We start from the raw sequence: 13,578 nt of genomic DNA on the forward strand, positions 1-13,578 counted from the left end.
ACTCGTGAATCGTGACTGGGCGGGGGCACGCCCAACAAGGTCACACGTCACGACTCACGATTCACGCCCTCATGACGGGGAAGACGATGAGAAACATACCGAACGAAATGGCCGCCCGCATCGAGAGCGGGGCGGCGACGCTGTGCCATGTCTGGCGGCTGAAACGGGCCGACGGCGTGGTGATGGGGTTCACCGATCACGACCGGGACCTGGTGATGGACGGCGTCGTCTGTCGGGCGGCGAGCGGCTGGACGGCGGGAGCGGGTGAAAGCGCGGTCGGGCTGGCGGCGGGGTCGGTTTCGGCGGCGGGCGTGCTGGACGACGCGGCGATCGCTGAAGCGGATGTGGCGGCGGGTCTGTTCGATGTGGCGACGGTCGAGCTGTGGCGCGTGGACTGGGCGCGGCCGGATCTGAAAGTACGGCTGTGGGCGGGGGCGCTGGCGAAGATCCGACGCCAGGGGGAGAGCTTCGTCGCAGAGCTTGAGGGACCCTTGGCGAAGCTGGAGCGGGTGGTCGGGCGGACCTATGGGCGGATGTGCGATGCGCGGCTGGGAGACCAGAGATGCGGGGTCGCGGCGCCGGCAGGGCGGGTCTGCGACAATCGGTGGAAGACGTGCGTCGGAACGTTCGGGAATGGCGCGAACTTTCGCGGATTTCCTGACGTGCCGGGAGATGACTTCCTGACGGCCTATCCGGCCGGAAGCGCGCAGAATGACGGCGGGGAGCCGGCGGTGAGAAGCGGGGCAATTACGGTTTCTCCCTCCCCGGAACGGGGAGGGCGGTCGAGCCGCAGGCGAGACCGGGTGGGGAGGGCGGAGCAATCCGAGTCCGGTCGCCGGGCCGCCCCCACCCCGTCGCTTCGCGACGAACCTCCCCCACGAGGGGAGGGAGAGGGCTGTGCAATCGTCGCGGCCGCCCGGTCCTGGCTCGGCACGCCGTATCGGCATCAGGCCAGCATCAAGGGCGTGGGCGCGGACTGTCTGGGCCTGGTGCGCGGGGTGTGGCGTGAGGTGGCAGGCGAGGAGCCCAAGGTCTTGCCGGCCTATTCGGCGGACTGGGCCGAGGTCGGTGGGCGCGAGACGCTGCTGGAGGCGGCGGGGCGATGGATGCGGCCGGTTGCGGTCGTGGAGATGCGGGCGGGGGACGTGCTGCTGTTTCGCATGTCGCCGGGGGCGGCGGTGAAGCACTGCGCCATCCTTAGCGATTTCGGCGAGTCTGAGCCGAGGATGATCCACGCTTATTGGGGGCGTGCGGTGGTCGAAAGCTGGATGGGCGTGTGGTGGCGAAGACGGCTGGTCGCGGTGTTTCGATTTCCCGAGGAGGTTTGATTGGCCCAGGTCGTATTGAGCGCGGTCGGCCAGCAGGTCGGCGGCGGGATGGGGCGTGTGATCGGCTCGACGATCGGACGGGCGATCGACAATCGGGTGGTGGGCTCGCTGGGTCCGGCGCGGCAGATCGGGGCACGTCTGGAGACGCTGAAGGTTCAGGGCACGGCCGAAGGGTCGCCGATGGCCTGCGTCTTTGGACGGGCGCGGGTGACGGGTCAGGTGATCTGGGCGGCGCGGTTGTGGTGTTTCTGGACGACCGGCTGGCGCGCGCAGAGATCGGGCGGGGCGAGCGAGGACTGCCGCTGGTCTGTCGCGCGGGACCGGCTGGCGCGGCGCCGGGCGGTGAGGGGTTCAGCGAGGCTCTGTTCGTGGCGAGGGGCGTGCATGATCGGCCGTGGTCGCCGTCTGGTCTGACGGTCGAGACGTCGGCCAAGGGTCTGGCGATCCGATGGACGCCACGCGTGCGGCTGTTCGGCGACAACTGGGACGGAGAACCGACACCGGTCGATCCGATGCGATTCCGTCTGCGTGTGCGAGATGGGGATGTCGTGGTGCAGACAATGGAGGTCGAGGGGACGTCAGCATCCTATTCTACGGCCGACTTGGCGGCGGACTTCCCAGACGGCGCGACATCGACGGCGCGGATCGCCGTGGCGCAGTGGGGCGAGGGGTTTGGGTGGGGCTCAGAAGCAGAGGTGGAGGCGGAAATCCGGCGGGTCTGACGAAATAGGGCGGGTCCAGCCCTTTGCGCGGGGCGGGGCATGGCTTAACTGACGGCCTCTCGACCTTTTTCAGCTGGAGCGACAACGGACGTGGCAGGCGACCCCTACAAGGAACTGGGCGTTTCGAAGGGCGCGAGCGCGGACGAGGTCAAGAAGGCGTATCGCAAGCTCGCCAAGGAGCTTCATCCCGACAAGAACCCCGGCGACAAGATCACCGAGGACAAGTTCAAACGGGTGACGGCGGCCTTCGACATCCTGGGCGACAAGGAAAAGCGCGCCAAGTACGACGCGGGCCAGATCGACGGCGACGGCAACGAACAGTATCGCGGCTTCGGCGGGGGCGGTCGCGCCGGCGGCAGCCCGTTCGGCCAGGGCGGCAATCCCTTCGGACAAGGCGGCGGGCCGGGCGGCCGGGCCAACTTCGAAGGCGTCGATCTGGACGACCTGTTTGGCATGTTCGGCGGGGCCGGGCGTCAGCGCGGCGCGCGGGACTTCACCTCGCGCGGTCAGGACGTGAAGGCGACGCTGGACATCAGTCTGGAAGACGCCATCGCCGGGGCGACGCGGCGGATTCAGTTCTCAGATGGACGCACCCTGGACGTGACCATCCCCAAGGGCGCGTCGGAAGGCCAGACGATCCGTCTGCGCGGCCAAGGATCGCCGGGGCGCGGGGCCGAGAACGGCGACGCCCTGATCGAACTGAGGATCGAACCGCATCCGATCTACAAGCGCGACGGGGCGGACCTGACGATGGATCTGCCGGTGTCGGTGCCGGACGCGGTGCTGGGTGCCAAGGTGCGGGTGCCGACGCCGGAGGGCGTGGTGCAGATGACGCTGCCGGCCGGATCAAACTCGGGCAAGGTGCTGAGGCTGAAGGGGCGCGGCGCGTTTGCGCAAGGCAGGCGCGGCGATCTGCTGGCGCGGGTAATGGTGACGCTGCCGGACGCGCCGGACGCCGAACTGACCCAGTTTGCCGAGGATTGGCGGGCCAAGCGGCCCTATACGCCGGGGCGGTGAGTGCGCTCAAGCCGCGTGAAGCGCGGTTGCGCCAAAGGAAGAGAGCATGAGCACGAAGCCTGATGTGAAGCCGGCGCGGCCGTGGTTTTCGGCGGGGCCGACGGCGAAGCGGCCGGGCTATGCGCTGGGCGGATTGCCGTCCGATCTGCTGGGACGCGGTATTCGCGCGCCGGAGGTGGTCGAGCGGTTCGCGCATGGCCTTCGGCTGACGCGCGAGGTGCTGGAAGTGCCTGACAGCCATGTGATGCTCTATACGCCGGGGTCTGACACAGGTGCGGTCGAGGCGGCGCTGTGGGGCATGCTGGGCGCGCGGCCGGTGCAGGTCGTGGCGTTCGAGAACTTCGGCCTGACCTGGCTGGCGGACGTGAAGGATCATCTGGGGCTGGAGCCCGAGGCGCTGACGGCCCCGTGGGGCGAACTGCCTGATCTGAGCCGGGCCGACTGGTCCAAGGACGTGGTGTTCCCGTGGAACGGCACGACCTCAGGGGTGCGCGTGCCGGACGCCGACTGGATCGCCGACGATCGCGAGGGGCTGGCGATCTGCGACGCGACCTCCGCCGCCTTCGCCATGCCGCTGCCGTTCGACAAGCTGGATGTCGTGACCTTCAGCTTCCAGAAGGCGCTGGGCGGCGAGGCGGGCATCGGGGTGATGGTGCTGTCGCCGCGCGCGGTCGAGCGGCTGGATACGTACCGGCCGGATCGGGCGATTCCCAAGCTGCTGCGGCTGACCGACGGCAAGGGACGGTTCGATCGGGCGCTAGCGGACGGGGTGGCGATCAACACCTTCTCGATCCTGACCATCGAAGACTGGATCGACGCCCTGGACTGGGCCAAGGACATCGGCGGGTTGAGCGAATTGATCCGGCGGACAGACGCCAACTATGCCGCGTTGGCGGAATGGGTGGAGCGGACAGACTGGATCGCCTTCCTGCCGGATCGGCCGGAGATACGATCGACGACCTCGGTCTGCCTCAAGTTCACCGATGCGCGGATCGCCGCGCTGGACGACAAGGCGCAAAAGGCCTTCGTCATGCGGTTCAAGGCCCTGCTGGAAGGCGAAGCGGCCGTGTTCGATATGGAGCCGCACCGCAATGCGCCGCCTGGTCTTCGGCTATGGTGCGGCTGCACGGTTGAGACGGCCGATGTGATCGCAGCGACGCCCTGGCTGGAATGGGCCTTCGAGACGGCGGTCGGCGAAGTCGGATAAATCCGCCTGACGGGACGACATCGGACGATTCCCTCGCTATAGGCTGCGCCCGCATTCCAGTGCGGAGAGACGGTTTTGGCGAACGTAGCGGTGGTCGGCGCCCAGTGGGGCGACGAGGGCAAGGGCAAGATCGTGGACTGGCTGTCCAACCGCGCCGACATGGTCGTGCGGTTCCAGGGCGGTCACAATGCGGGCCATACGCTGGTCGTGGACGGCAAGGTCTACAAGCTGGCGCTGCTGCCCAGCGGCGTCGTGCAGGGCAAGCCGTCGATCATCGGCAACGGCGTGGTCGTCGATCCCTGGCATCTGGTTGGCGAGATCGAGAAGATCGCCGCCCAAGGCGTGGCGATCAGCCCTGAAATCCTGACCATTGCGGACAACGCCTGCCTGATCCTGCCCATCCACCCTGCGCTGGATGTGGCGCGCGAGGCGGCGGCCAGCGCGCCGGGCGCCAAGATCGGCACGACCGGACGCGGCATCGGCCCGGCCTATGAAGACAAGGTGGGGCGTCGCGCCATTCGGGTCTGCGATCTGGCCAATGAAGACGATCTGAAGGTCAAGATCGACCGGCTGCGCTCGCACCACGATCCGCTGCGCGCCGGTCTGGGGCTGGAGCCGATCGATCCCGACGCGCTGCTGGCGCAGTTGCTGGAGATCGCGCCGAAGATCCTGCCCTATGTGAAACCGGCCTGGCGCGTGCTGGATCAGGCGCAGAAGGACGGCAAGCGCGTGCTGTTCGAAGGGGCGCAGGGCGCCTTCCTGGACGTGGATCACGGCACCTATCCCTATGTCACCAGCTCCAACACGGTGGCCGGCCAGGCGGCGGCGGGTTCGGGCATCGGACCGCGCGGCGTCGGTTATGTGCTGGGCATTGTGAAGGCCTATACGACGCGCGTCGGAGAAGGCCCCTTCGCCTGTGAACTGAATGATGAGGTCGGCGCGCATCTGGCGACAGTGGGCCGCGAAGTCGGGGTGAACACCGGCCGCGCGCGCCGCTGCGGCTGGTTCGACGCTGTATTGGTGCGCCAGTCCGTTGCGATCAACGGCATCGACGGGATCGCCCTGACCAAGCTGGACGTGCTGGACGGGTTGAAGACGCTGAAGATCTGCGTCGGTTACAAGGTCGATGGCGAGGTGCTGGACTATCTGCCCTCGAGCCTGAAGGCCCAGGGCGCGGCCGAGCCGGTGTTCGAAGAGCTCGAGGGCTGGAGCGAAAGCACCGCTGGGGTCCGCAGTTTCAAGGACATCAACGCCAACGCCATCAAATATGTGCGTCGGATCGAGGAGTTGATCGGCGCCCCAGTGGCCCTGCTGTCGACCAGCCCAGAGCGCGACGACACCATTCTGATGCGCGATCCGTTCCAGGGCTGAGGTCTTGGAAGGGGGCGGCGTGAGGCGGCGGACTACGCAGAAAGACCTATTCAACAGGTCTTAACCCGTGGTCGGTAAGGATAACGGCTCCAACTTCGGAGTCTGATGTGTTCGCCGCAAACGCCAGAACCATAAGCCGCATGGAGCCTGCGCTTCGTCGGGTGGTCATCGTGGACGCCAATCTGTCGTCAGCGCGACTGCTGACGGACATCGTGAAGGGCATGGGTGCGCGCGAGGTCTATTCCGAGGGCGACGAGGAGCGGGCGCTAGAGTTGCTGCGCGACGTCGAGCCGGGCGTGATCTTCACAGAACGGTCCGGCGACAGGCTGAACGGCGAGACTCTGGCGCGGCGCATCCGACGCTCCAGCATGTCGTGCCGCATGTCGCCGATCATCATGGTGACGGGCGAGGCGACCGCCGCGGCGATCAAGGGCGCGCGCGACGCCGGCATCCACGAGTTCCTGAGAAAGCCGTTCACGACGGGTGACCTGTTCAAGCGGGTCGAGAATGTGACGTTGAAGCCGCGACCCTGGATCGAGGCCGTCGGCTACGTCGGGCCGGATCGTCGCCGGTTCAACTCGGGCGAATATTCGGGCGCGCGCAAGCGCCGCAGCGATGGTGCGGCTGGAGGCGGCCCTGCTGAAATCCGCGATCAGGCGTCGCGAATCCTGGTTTCGGCCATGTCGCAGTTCGAGCAGGATCCGTCGCAGGCGACGCGCGCCATTCGCCAACAGGCCGAGACGCTGAACGGTCTGGCCATCAAGACGGCGGACGCCCGACTGGCGATGGCTGTGGCGACTCTGGAGGCCTATGTGGCCAGCGGTCAGGTGACGAAGGCGGGACTGGCCCAGCCCGTCGGAACGGTGGTGGCGGCTGCGAGAGCGGCCGACGATACGGCCCCAGTGGCGCGCGCGTCGTGACCATCGACGGTTCGCCGCGCCGTTGAGGGCGCAGCGAACCGAGTTGCTCAGGCGTCGACCAAGTTCCGCTCTTCGGCGGCGGCGCGCATGGCCTTTTGCAGCTTCTCGAAGGCGCGGACCTCGATCTGACGCACGCGCTCGCGCGAGACGCCATACTGGCCGGCGAGTTCTTCCAGCGTGACCGGATCGTCCTTGAGGCGACGTTCCGTGAGGATGTGCTTCTCACGGTCGGTCAGCTCTTCCATGGCCTCTTGCAGGAGGCTCATGCGGATGCCCTTTTCCTCGTCGTCGGCGAGTTGGGTTTCCTGAGACACGGCCGTGTCGTCGGCCAGCCAGTCCTGCCACTCGCTTTCGCCGTCGGCGCGCAAAGGGGCGTTAAGCGAGGCGTCGCCGCCGAGACGGCGGTTCATGTTGGTGACCTCTTCCTCCGTCACGCCCAGTTTGGTGGCGATGGCGGCGAGGTGTTCAGGATGCAGATCGCCTTCCTCGAATGCCGAGATCTGGCTCTTGGCCTTGCGCAGGTTGAAGAACAACTTCTTCTGCGCCGCGGTGGTGCCCATCTTCACGAGCGACCAGCTGCGCAGGATGTATTCCTGGATCGAAGCGCGAATCCACCACATGGCGTAGGTCGCCAGGCGGAAGCCCTTATCGGCGTCGAATTTCTTGACGGCCTGCATCAGGCCGACGTTGCCCTCGGAAATGACTTCGCCGATCGGCAGGCCGTAGCCGCGATACCCCATGGCGATCTTGGCCACGAGACGAAGGTGCGAGGTGACGAGACGGTGGGCGGCTTCGGGGTCCTGGTGCTCAGACCAACGCTTGGCGAGCATGAACTCCTCATCCTTGGTCAGCATCGGAAATTTGCGGATTTCCGTCAGATAGCGCGACAGGCCTTGTTCAGGCGACATCACCGCGAGCGTACTATTGGCAGCCATATACAGGTCCCTCCAACCGTCTTGAACGAGCGGGCTCTTCGTCATCGGCCACGGTGTGTGCGCCGACGTCTCACCCCTCAACCGGTGAAGTAGCGATGGGTTGCCGCCATTTTTAGAGGCGGATCGTCACACGAAAGCGTGACCGTGGCCCTGGCGCCACTCGCGCCGATCGACGTCCTATATAGAACTTTGTCAGTTGCTATTCAAGACCTGCCCAGACGGGCGGCTGTTCAGAGTTCGGCGAGCCGTGTTTCGAGACGCTGCATGTCGTACGGCGGCGCGGTCTCGAAGCGAAGCGCCTCGCCCGTGACAGGGTGGACAAAGCCCAGGACGGCGGCGTGGAGGGCCTGACGCACCAGGCCCGCTTCTGCGATGGCGGTGCGAACGGGAATGGCTGGACTGCCTGAGCCATAGGTCGCGTCGCCAAGGATGGGCGCGCCTTTGGACGACAGGTGGACGCGGATCTGATGGGTGCGGCCGGTGTGCAGGGTGCAGCCGACACGCGCAGCCATGGGTGCGCCGCCAGCTTTCGCGGGCTGCCCGAAGGTCGCTTGGACGACATAGTCGGTGATGGCCTCGCGACCGCCGGCCTTGAGGACCGCCATCTTCTTGCGGTCGCCGGTGGAGCGCCCGATGCGGGTGTGGATGCGGCCGGTCGCGGGCGACGGCGCGCCGCGTGTCAGGGCGATGTAGGTGCGCTCGATGTCGTGCGCAGCGAACAGGGCGGAGAGGCCGGCGTGGGCGCGGTCGGTCTTGGCGGCGACCATGACGCCGGAGGTGTCCTTGTCCAGCCGGTGAACGATTCCGGGGCGGGCGACGCCGCCGATGCCCGACAGGCTGTCGCCGCAATGGGCCAGCAGCGCATTGACCAAGGTGCCGTCGGGCGTGCCGGGCGCGGGGTGGGCGGCCATGCCCGCAGGCTTGTCGATGACGATCAGGTCGGCGTCCTCGTAGAGAACGGTCAGGGGAATGGCCTGGGGCTGGGGCGTAGCTGGCGCGACGGGCGGCAGGGCGACGGCATAGAGGCCGGGCTGGGCCTTGGCGGAACCGCCGGTCAGGACCGCGCCATCGCGGCTGACAGCGCCCTCGGCCAGCAGGGCCTGGAGCCGGGCGCGCGACAGGGTAGGGAAGGCGCCGGCCAGGGCCTTGTCCAAGCGAACGCCGGCCGCGTCGATGCGGGCCTCCAGCACCTCGGCGGGGGCGCCGGTCGCGGGGTCTTCGTCGTCATCGATCAGATCTTGGGCGGACACGTCGTCTCCCTAGCACGACCGGCCGCTTGCGCGAGGGGTGCGGGTGAGGCGATAGTCAAGCTTGGGGGCGTTGGGGACATCCGATGAAGCGGTTGATGATCGCCGGGGGCGCGTTCGCCGCGGCGGCGCTGCTGAGCAGCTGCACCACCATGAGCAAGGACGAATGCCTCGCCGGCGCCTGGGGCGAGAAGGGCTATGCGGACGGGGCGTCGGGCTATCCGATGACGCGGCTGGACGACCACGCCAAGGCCTGCGCCAAGTTTCAGATCGCAGCCAATCCGGCCGCCTATGGCTCGGCGCGTGAGGATGGCTTGCGGACCTACTGCACCTTCCAGCGCGGCTGGGAGGAAGGGCGGGCGGGCAATGCCTATTATGGCGTCTGTCGGCCCGAGGAGGAGCAGGCGTTTCTGCCGGCCTATCGTGACGGCCGAACGCTGCATGAGGTCGAGGACACGTACGAAACGGCGGAAAGCGCCTCGAACAGCGCTGAGGCCCGGATCGAGAACCGCGAAGACAAGCTGGAGGCCAAGGAGCGAGAACTGCGCGGGGAGGGCCTGACGGACGAGGAGCGGGAGCGCATTCGTGACCGCATCCAAGAGGTCAGAGGCGAGATCCGCGATGCGCGTCGCAATGCCCGGGAGGCACGCGACGCGCTGGATCAGGCGGAATGGGACGTTCGCCGGGTGCGGCGTGAACTGAGCGGCCGCTACCCGGTCTAGACGACGATCCTAGGCCGCCTTGACGGCGGCGCCGCGGAAGGACGGATCCAGGTCGCCCGAGGCGTAGCGTTTGGCCATCTGTGCGGTGGAAAGCGGGCGGATCTTGGAGGCCTGGCCCTCGCAGCCGAACTGCTGGTAGCGCTCCATGCAGAGCTTCTTCATCGCCTCCTTGGCGGGCTTCAGATAGTAGCGCGGATCGAACTCGCCCGGCTTCTCCATCAGGGCTTTGCGGATGGCGCCGGTGATGGCCATGCGGTTGTCGGTGTCGATGTTGACCTTGCGCACGCCGTGTTTGATGCCGCGCTGGATTTCCTCGACCGGCACGCCCCAGGTCTGGGGCATTTCGCCGCCATATTGGTTGATGATGTCCTGCAGATCCTGCGGCACCGAGGACGAGCCGTGCATCACCAAGTGGGTGTTGGGCAGGCGGCGGTGGATTTCCTCGATCACGTTCATGGCCAGGACCTCGCCGTCCGGCTGGCGTGTGAACTTGTAGGCGCCGTGGCTGGTGCCCATGGCGATGGCGAGGGCGTCGACCTTGGTGGCGGCGACGAAATCGACGGCCTGATCCGGGTCGGTCAGCAGTTGCGAGTGGTCCAGCTTGCCCTCGAAGCCGTGGCCGTCCTCGGCCTCGCCCATGCCGGTTTCCAGCGAACCCAGAACGCCCAGTTCGCCCTCGACCGAGACGCCGCAGGCGTGGGCCATTTCGGTGACGCGACGGGTGACATCGACGTTGTATTCGTAAGAGGCGGGGGTCTTGGCGTCCTCCTCCAGCGAGCCGTCCATCATCACGCTGGTGAAGCCGTACTGGATGGCGGTGGCGCAGGTCGCCGGGCCGTTGCCGTGGTCCTGGTGCATGCAGACCGGGATGTGCGGATAGAGCTCGGCCAGGGCGTCGATCAGCTTGGCCAGAACGATGTCGTTGGCGTAGTTCCGGGCGCCGCGCGAGGCCTGGATGATCACGGGAGCATTGACCTCGTGGGCCGCCTCCATGATCGCCAGACCCTGTTCCATATTGTTGATGTTGTAGGCGGGCAGGCCGTAATCGTTCTCTGCCGCGTGGTCGAGCAGCTGTCGCAGCGTGATGCGCGCCATGGGGTAGTCTCCTGAGCCGAATAGTCTTTTTTGGTTGGGCGAGAGATTAGACGCCGGACAGCGCGAAGTCACGCCGTGTTACAGCCGTTTCAACACCGATTTCAAAGACAGGATGCAGGCGTGATCCGCCTGCATCGCTGAGCCTTCAGGCGCGCAAGGCCTCAACGCCGGGCAGGGGCTTGCCCTCCATCCATTCCAGGAAGGCGCCGCCGGCGGTGGAGACGAAGGTCAGGTCCGCGGCGACACCGGCATGACCGACGGCCGCGACCGTGTCGCCGCCGCCCGCCACCGCGATCAGGGCGCCGGCCTTGGTGCGCTCGGCGACGTGCTTGGCGGCCGCGACCGTGGCGGCGTCGAAGGGCGGGACCTCGAACACGCCCAGCGGGCCGTTCCAGATCAGGGTCTTGGAGCCGTCGATCGCGGCGTTCAGGCGCGCGACGGTGTCGCGGCCGGCGTCCAGGATCTTGTCGTCAGTCGAGAGCGCTTCGCCGGTTTTGACGGTGCGGGCGTCGGCGCCGGGCTTGACCTCGGTCGCCACGACGACATCGACGGGCAGCAGGATGTCGCAGCCCTTGGCCTCGGCTTCCGCCAGGATTTCGCGCGCCGTGTCCGCCATATCCTTTTCGGCCAGCGAGCCGCCGATATCGACGCCTTGTGCATACAGGAAGGTGTTGGCCATGCCGCCGCCGATGGCGAGCGTGTCCAGCTTTCCGACCAGGTTCTTCAGCAGATCCAGCTTGGTCGAGACCTTGGAGCCGCCGACGATGCCGACGACCGGCTTCTGCGGATTGCCGAGCGCCGCGTCGAGCGCGTCCAGTTCGCGGCGCATGGATTCGCCGGCGTAGGCCGGCATGTGGTGGGCGACGCCTTCGGTCGAGGCGTGGGCGCGGTGCGCGGCCGAGAAGGCGTCGTTGACGTAGAGATCGCCGAGATCCGCCAGCTTCTGGGCGAAGACCGGATCGTTGGCCTCTTCCGCCGCATGGAAGCGCACGTTTTCCAGCAGGACCACGCCGCCCGCGTCTAGATCGCGAATGGCCTCGACTGCGTCGGGACCGATACAGTCGTCGGCGAAGCGGACGGGGGCGCCGAGCAGTTCTTCCAGCGGCTGGACGACGGGTTTCAGGCTCATCGACGGAACGCGCTGGCCCTTGGGGCGGTCGAAATGGGCCAGAAGAGCGACCTTGGCGCCCGCGTCGCGCAGGCGTTGGATCGTCGGCAGGGCGACCCGCAGACGGGTGTCGTCCGTGACCTTGCCGCCCTCCATCGGGACGTTGAAATCCACGCGGACCAGAGCCGTCTTGCCGGCAAGGTTCTTGGCGTCGTCGAGGGTGCGGAAGGTCATGATCGTTTCCCTGTCTCCTCCCTGTCGCAAAGCGATGGGGAGGTGGCGCGGCGCGCTTGCGCCGTGACGGAGGGGCTTTGGCCCCAAGTTCGGTGCGATGGAAAGAGCCCCTCCACCACTTCGTGGTCCCCCTCCCCACGGTGTGGGGAGGAGACTTTTGCGATCCTACAGGAACTTCGCCATCTGCAACGCCGTGTCGCTCATGCGCGTCGCGAAGCCCCACTCGTTGTCGTACCAGCTCAACACGCGGGCCAGCTTGCCGTCGACGACCTGGGTCTGGGGCAGGGCGGCGGTGGAGGAGGCGGCGATGTGGTTCAGGTCGTGCGAGACCAGCGGGTCGGTCGTCGTGAACAGGACGCCCTGCATCGGACCGTCGGCGGCGGCCTGAAGCGCCGCGTTGATCTCTTCGACCGTGACCTCGCGACCGGCGACGACCTTGAGGTCCACGACCGAGACGTTCGGGGTCGGGACGCGGATCGACGAACCGTCCAGCTTGCCCTTCAGCTCCGGCAGGACCAGGCCCAGGGCCTTGGCGGCGCCGGTCGAGGTCGGGATCATCGACAGGGCCGCGGCGCGGGCGCGGTACAGGTCCTTGTGCATCGTATCCAGCGTCGGCTGGTCGCCAGTGTAGGAGTGGATGGTGGTCATATAGCCGCGCTCGATGCCGAACAGGTCGTTCAGCACCTTGGCCACCGGGGCCAGGGCGTTGGTGGTGCACGAGCCGTTCGACACGACGATGTCGTCGGCGGTCAGGGTCTCGTGGTTGACCTTGTAGACGATGGTCTTGTCGGCATTGTCGGCGGGCGCCGAGACCAGGACGCGCTTGGCACCAGCCTTCAGGTGGGCGCTGGCCTTGTCCTTGGAGGTGAAGATGCCGGTGCATTCGAAGGCGATGTCCACCTTCAGCCCGGCGTGCGGCAGATTGGCGGGATCGCGCTCGGCCGTGACCTTGATCTTGCCCGTGCCGACGTCGATCCAGTCTTCGCCCGACGTCACGGTGCCGGGGAAGCGGCCGTGGACCGAATCGTAGCGGAACAGGTGGGCATTGGTCTCGACCGGACCCAGATCGTTGATCGCCACTACCTCGATGTCCGTGCGGCCATGCTCGATGATCGAGCGAAGAACAAGACGGCCAATGCGGCCGAAACCATTGATGGCGACGCGAACGGTCATGGGAAGCTCCTCTGAACGGTAGGGTGTTGTGCGCTAGATATAGGTTGGCGTCTCAATGGAGCGGTCGCGGACTGGTTTCAACCCCGCACACGTAACATGATGTGATGTACGGTTACGCTTCGAAAACCACCTGCGTCGGCTTGAGGTAAGAAACACCCCGAGCGAGGTTCTTTTCGATCCCTTGCGCAAAATTATTGCAACGGGGGTTGTGCGACTCCAGCGGCTATGGTTTCTTGGCGTCAGAACAGGGAGCCACCCGTGGCCACGATGACGCGCGACATGACGAAGGGACGCACCGCCAAGGCGGTCGCAGCCGTTCGCGCGCCGGTCGGCCTGGAAAGCCCCGTATTCCTCATTACCCTCGTACTTCTCGGCCTGCTTACGCAAGCGGCGTGGATGCACGCGACCTGACCCTAGACACACTCAGGATCGCCTCGCACCACCCCGCCTCCGAAAGGAAGCGGGGTTTTTAGTGCGCGGCGGTTCGAAACGAACCGGA

General features: G+C 66.8%; 14 protein-coding genes. 9 read left to right on the forward strand and 5 right to left on the reverse strand.

Going from position 1 to position 13,578, the window contains the following annotated elements; all coding sequences use genetic code 11:
* Positions 1–86: 86 nt before the first annotated feature.
* The 7 genes from PFY01_RS15565 (at position 87) to PFY01_RS05335 (ending at position 6,565) form a co-directional block, all read left to right on the forward strand.
* Positions 87–1,328, forward strand: a complete 1,242-nt coding sequence (locus PFY01_RS15565; protein WP_333780228.1) for a baseplate hub protein — start codon at positions 87–89, stop codon at positions 1,326–1,328.
* A complete protein-coding gene (locus PFY01_RS05310; protein ID WP_271042695.1) occupies positions 1,329–1,742 on the forward strand; it encodes a hypothetical protein in 414 nt (137 codons plus the stop codon). It begins immediately after the preceding gene.
* Entirely contained in the window at positions 1,709–2,050 is a 342-nt protein-coding gene (locus tag PFY01_RS05315) for a hypothetical protein (RefSeq protein WP_271042696.1), read from the forward strand. Before PFY01_RS05310 ends, PFY01_RS05315 begins: the two co-directional genes overlap by 34 nt.
* Before the next feature lie 90 nt (positions 2,051–2,140).
* Complete coding sequence (locus PFY01_RS05320) at positions 2,141–3,067, forward strand: DnaJ C-terminal domain-containing protein (protein ID WP_271042697.1); 927 nt, start codon at positions 2,141–2,143, stop codon at positions 3,065–3,067.
* Positions 3,068–3,113: 46 nt separating this feature from the next.
* Positions 3,114–4,274, forward strand: a complete 1,161-nt coding sequence (locus tag PFY01_RS05325; protein ID WP_271042698.1) for a phosphoserine transaminase — start codon at positions 3,114–3,116, stop codon at positions 4,272–4,274.
* Positions 4,275–4,349: 75 nt separating this feature from the next.
* On the forward strand, positions 4,350–5,645 hold the full coding sequence (locus PFY01_RS05330; RefSeq protein WP_039244628.1) for an adenylosuccinate synthase: 1,296 nt from the start codon (positions 4,350–4,352) through the stop codon (positions 5,643–5,645).
* Between the two features lie 140 nt (positions 5,646–5,785).
* Positions 5,786–6,565 carry a response regulator gene (locus PFY01_RS05335; protein ID WP_271042699.1) on the forward strand — a complete coding sequence of 260 codons (780 nt, stop codon included), beginning with the start codon at positions 5,786–5,788 and terminating at the stop codon, positions 6,563–6,565.
* Between the two features lie 47 nt (positions 6,566–6,612).
* Here the strand turns inward: PFY01_RS05335 and rpoH are convergent, their stop codons facing one another.
* The gene (gene rpoH, locus PFY01_RS05340) at positions 6,613–7,500 is read right to left on the reverse strand and encodes an RNA polymerase sigma factor RpoH (protein ID WP_026108409.1); all 888 of its coding nucleotides are present in this window, start codon (positions 7,498–7,500) and stop codon (positions 6,613–6,615) included.
* Positions 7,501–7,730: 230 nt separating this feature from the next.
* Positions 7,731–8,750 (reverse strand): RluA family pseudouridine synthase, encoded by a 1,020-nt coding sequence (locus tag PFY01_RS05345; protein ID WP_271042700.1) that lies wholly within the window; start codon positions 8,748–8,750, stop codon positions 7,731–7,733.
* Positions 8,751–8,833: 83 nt separating this feature from the next.
* On the opposite strand from PFY01_RS05345, the gene PFY01_RS05350 reads away from it, so the two are divergent.
* Positions 8,834–9,469 carry a DUF2799 domain-containing protein gene (locus PFY01_RS05350; protein WP_271042701.1) on the forward strand — a complete coding sequence of 212 codons (636 nt, stop codon included), beginning with the start codon at positions 8,834–8,836 and terminating at the stop codon, positions 9,467–9,469.
* A 9-nt stretch (positions 9,470–9,478) separates the two neighbouring features.
* Here the strand turns inward: PFY01_RS05350 and fba are convergent, their stop codons facing one another.
* From fba to gap, 3 genes are all read right to left on the reverse strand, one after another.
* On the reverse strand, positions 9,479–10,564 hold the full coding sequence (fba, locus tag PFY01_RS05355; RefSeq protein ID WP_039244618.1) for a class II fructose-bisphosphate aldolase: 1,086 nt from the start codon (positions 10,562–10,564) through the stop codon (positions 9,479–9,481).
* A 145-nt stretch (positions 10,565–10,709) separates the two neighbouring features.
* Positions 10,710–11,906, reverse strand: coding sequence for a phosphoglycerate kinase (locus PFY01_RS05360; protein WP_271042702.1), 1,197 nt, complete (start codon positions 11,904–11,906; stop codon positions 10,710–10,712).
* A 165-nt stretch (positions 11,907–12,071) separates the two neighbouring features.
* A complete protein-coding gene (gene gap / locus PFY01_RS05365) occupies positions 12,072–13,079 on the reverse strand; it encodes a type I glyceraldehyde-3-phosphate dehydrogenase (RefSeq protein ID WP_271042703.1) in 1,008 nt (335 codons plus the stop codon).
* A 258-nt stretch (positions 13,080–13,337) separates the two neighbouring features.
* Here gap and PFY01_RS05370 point away from each other — a divergent pair, with 258 nt between their 5' ends.
* Positions 13,338–13,490, forward strand: a complete 153-nt coding sequence (locus PFY01_RS05370) for a hypothetical protein (protein WP_156494693.1) — start codon at positions 13,338–13,340, stop codon at positions 13,488–13,490.
* Positions 13,491–13,578 lie beyond the last annotated feature (88 nt).

Origin of the sequence: Brevundimonas vesicularis (assembly GCF_027886425.1) — a bacterium.
GTDB classification, from domain to species: Bacteria; Pseudomonadota; Alphaproteobacteria; order Caulobacterales; family Caulobacteraceae; genus Brevundimonas; species Brevundimonas vesicularis_C.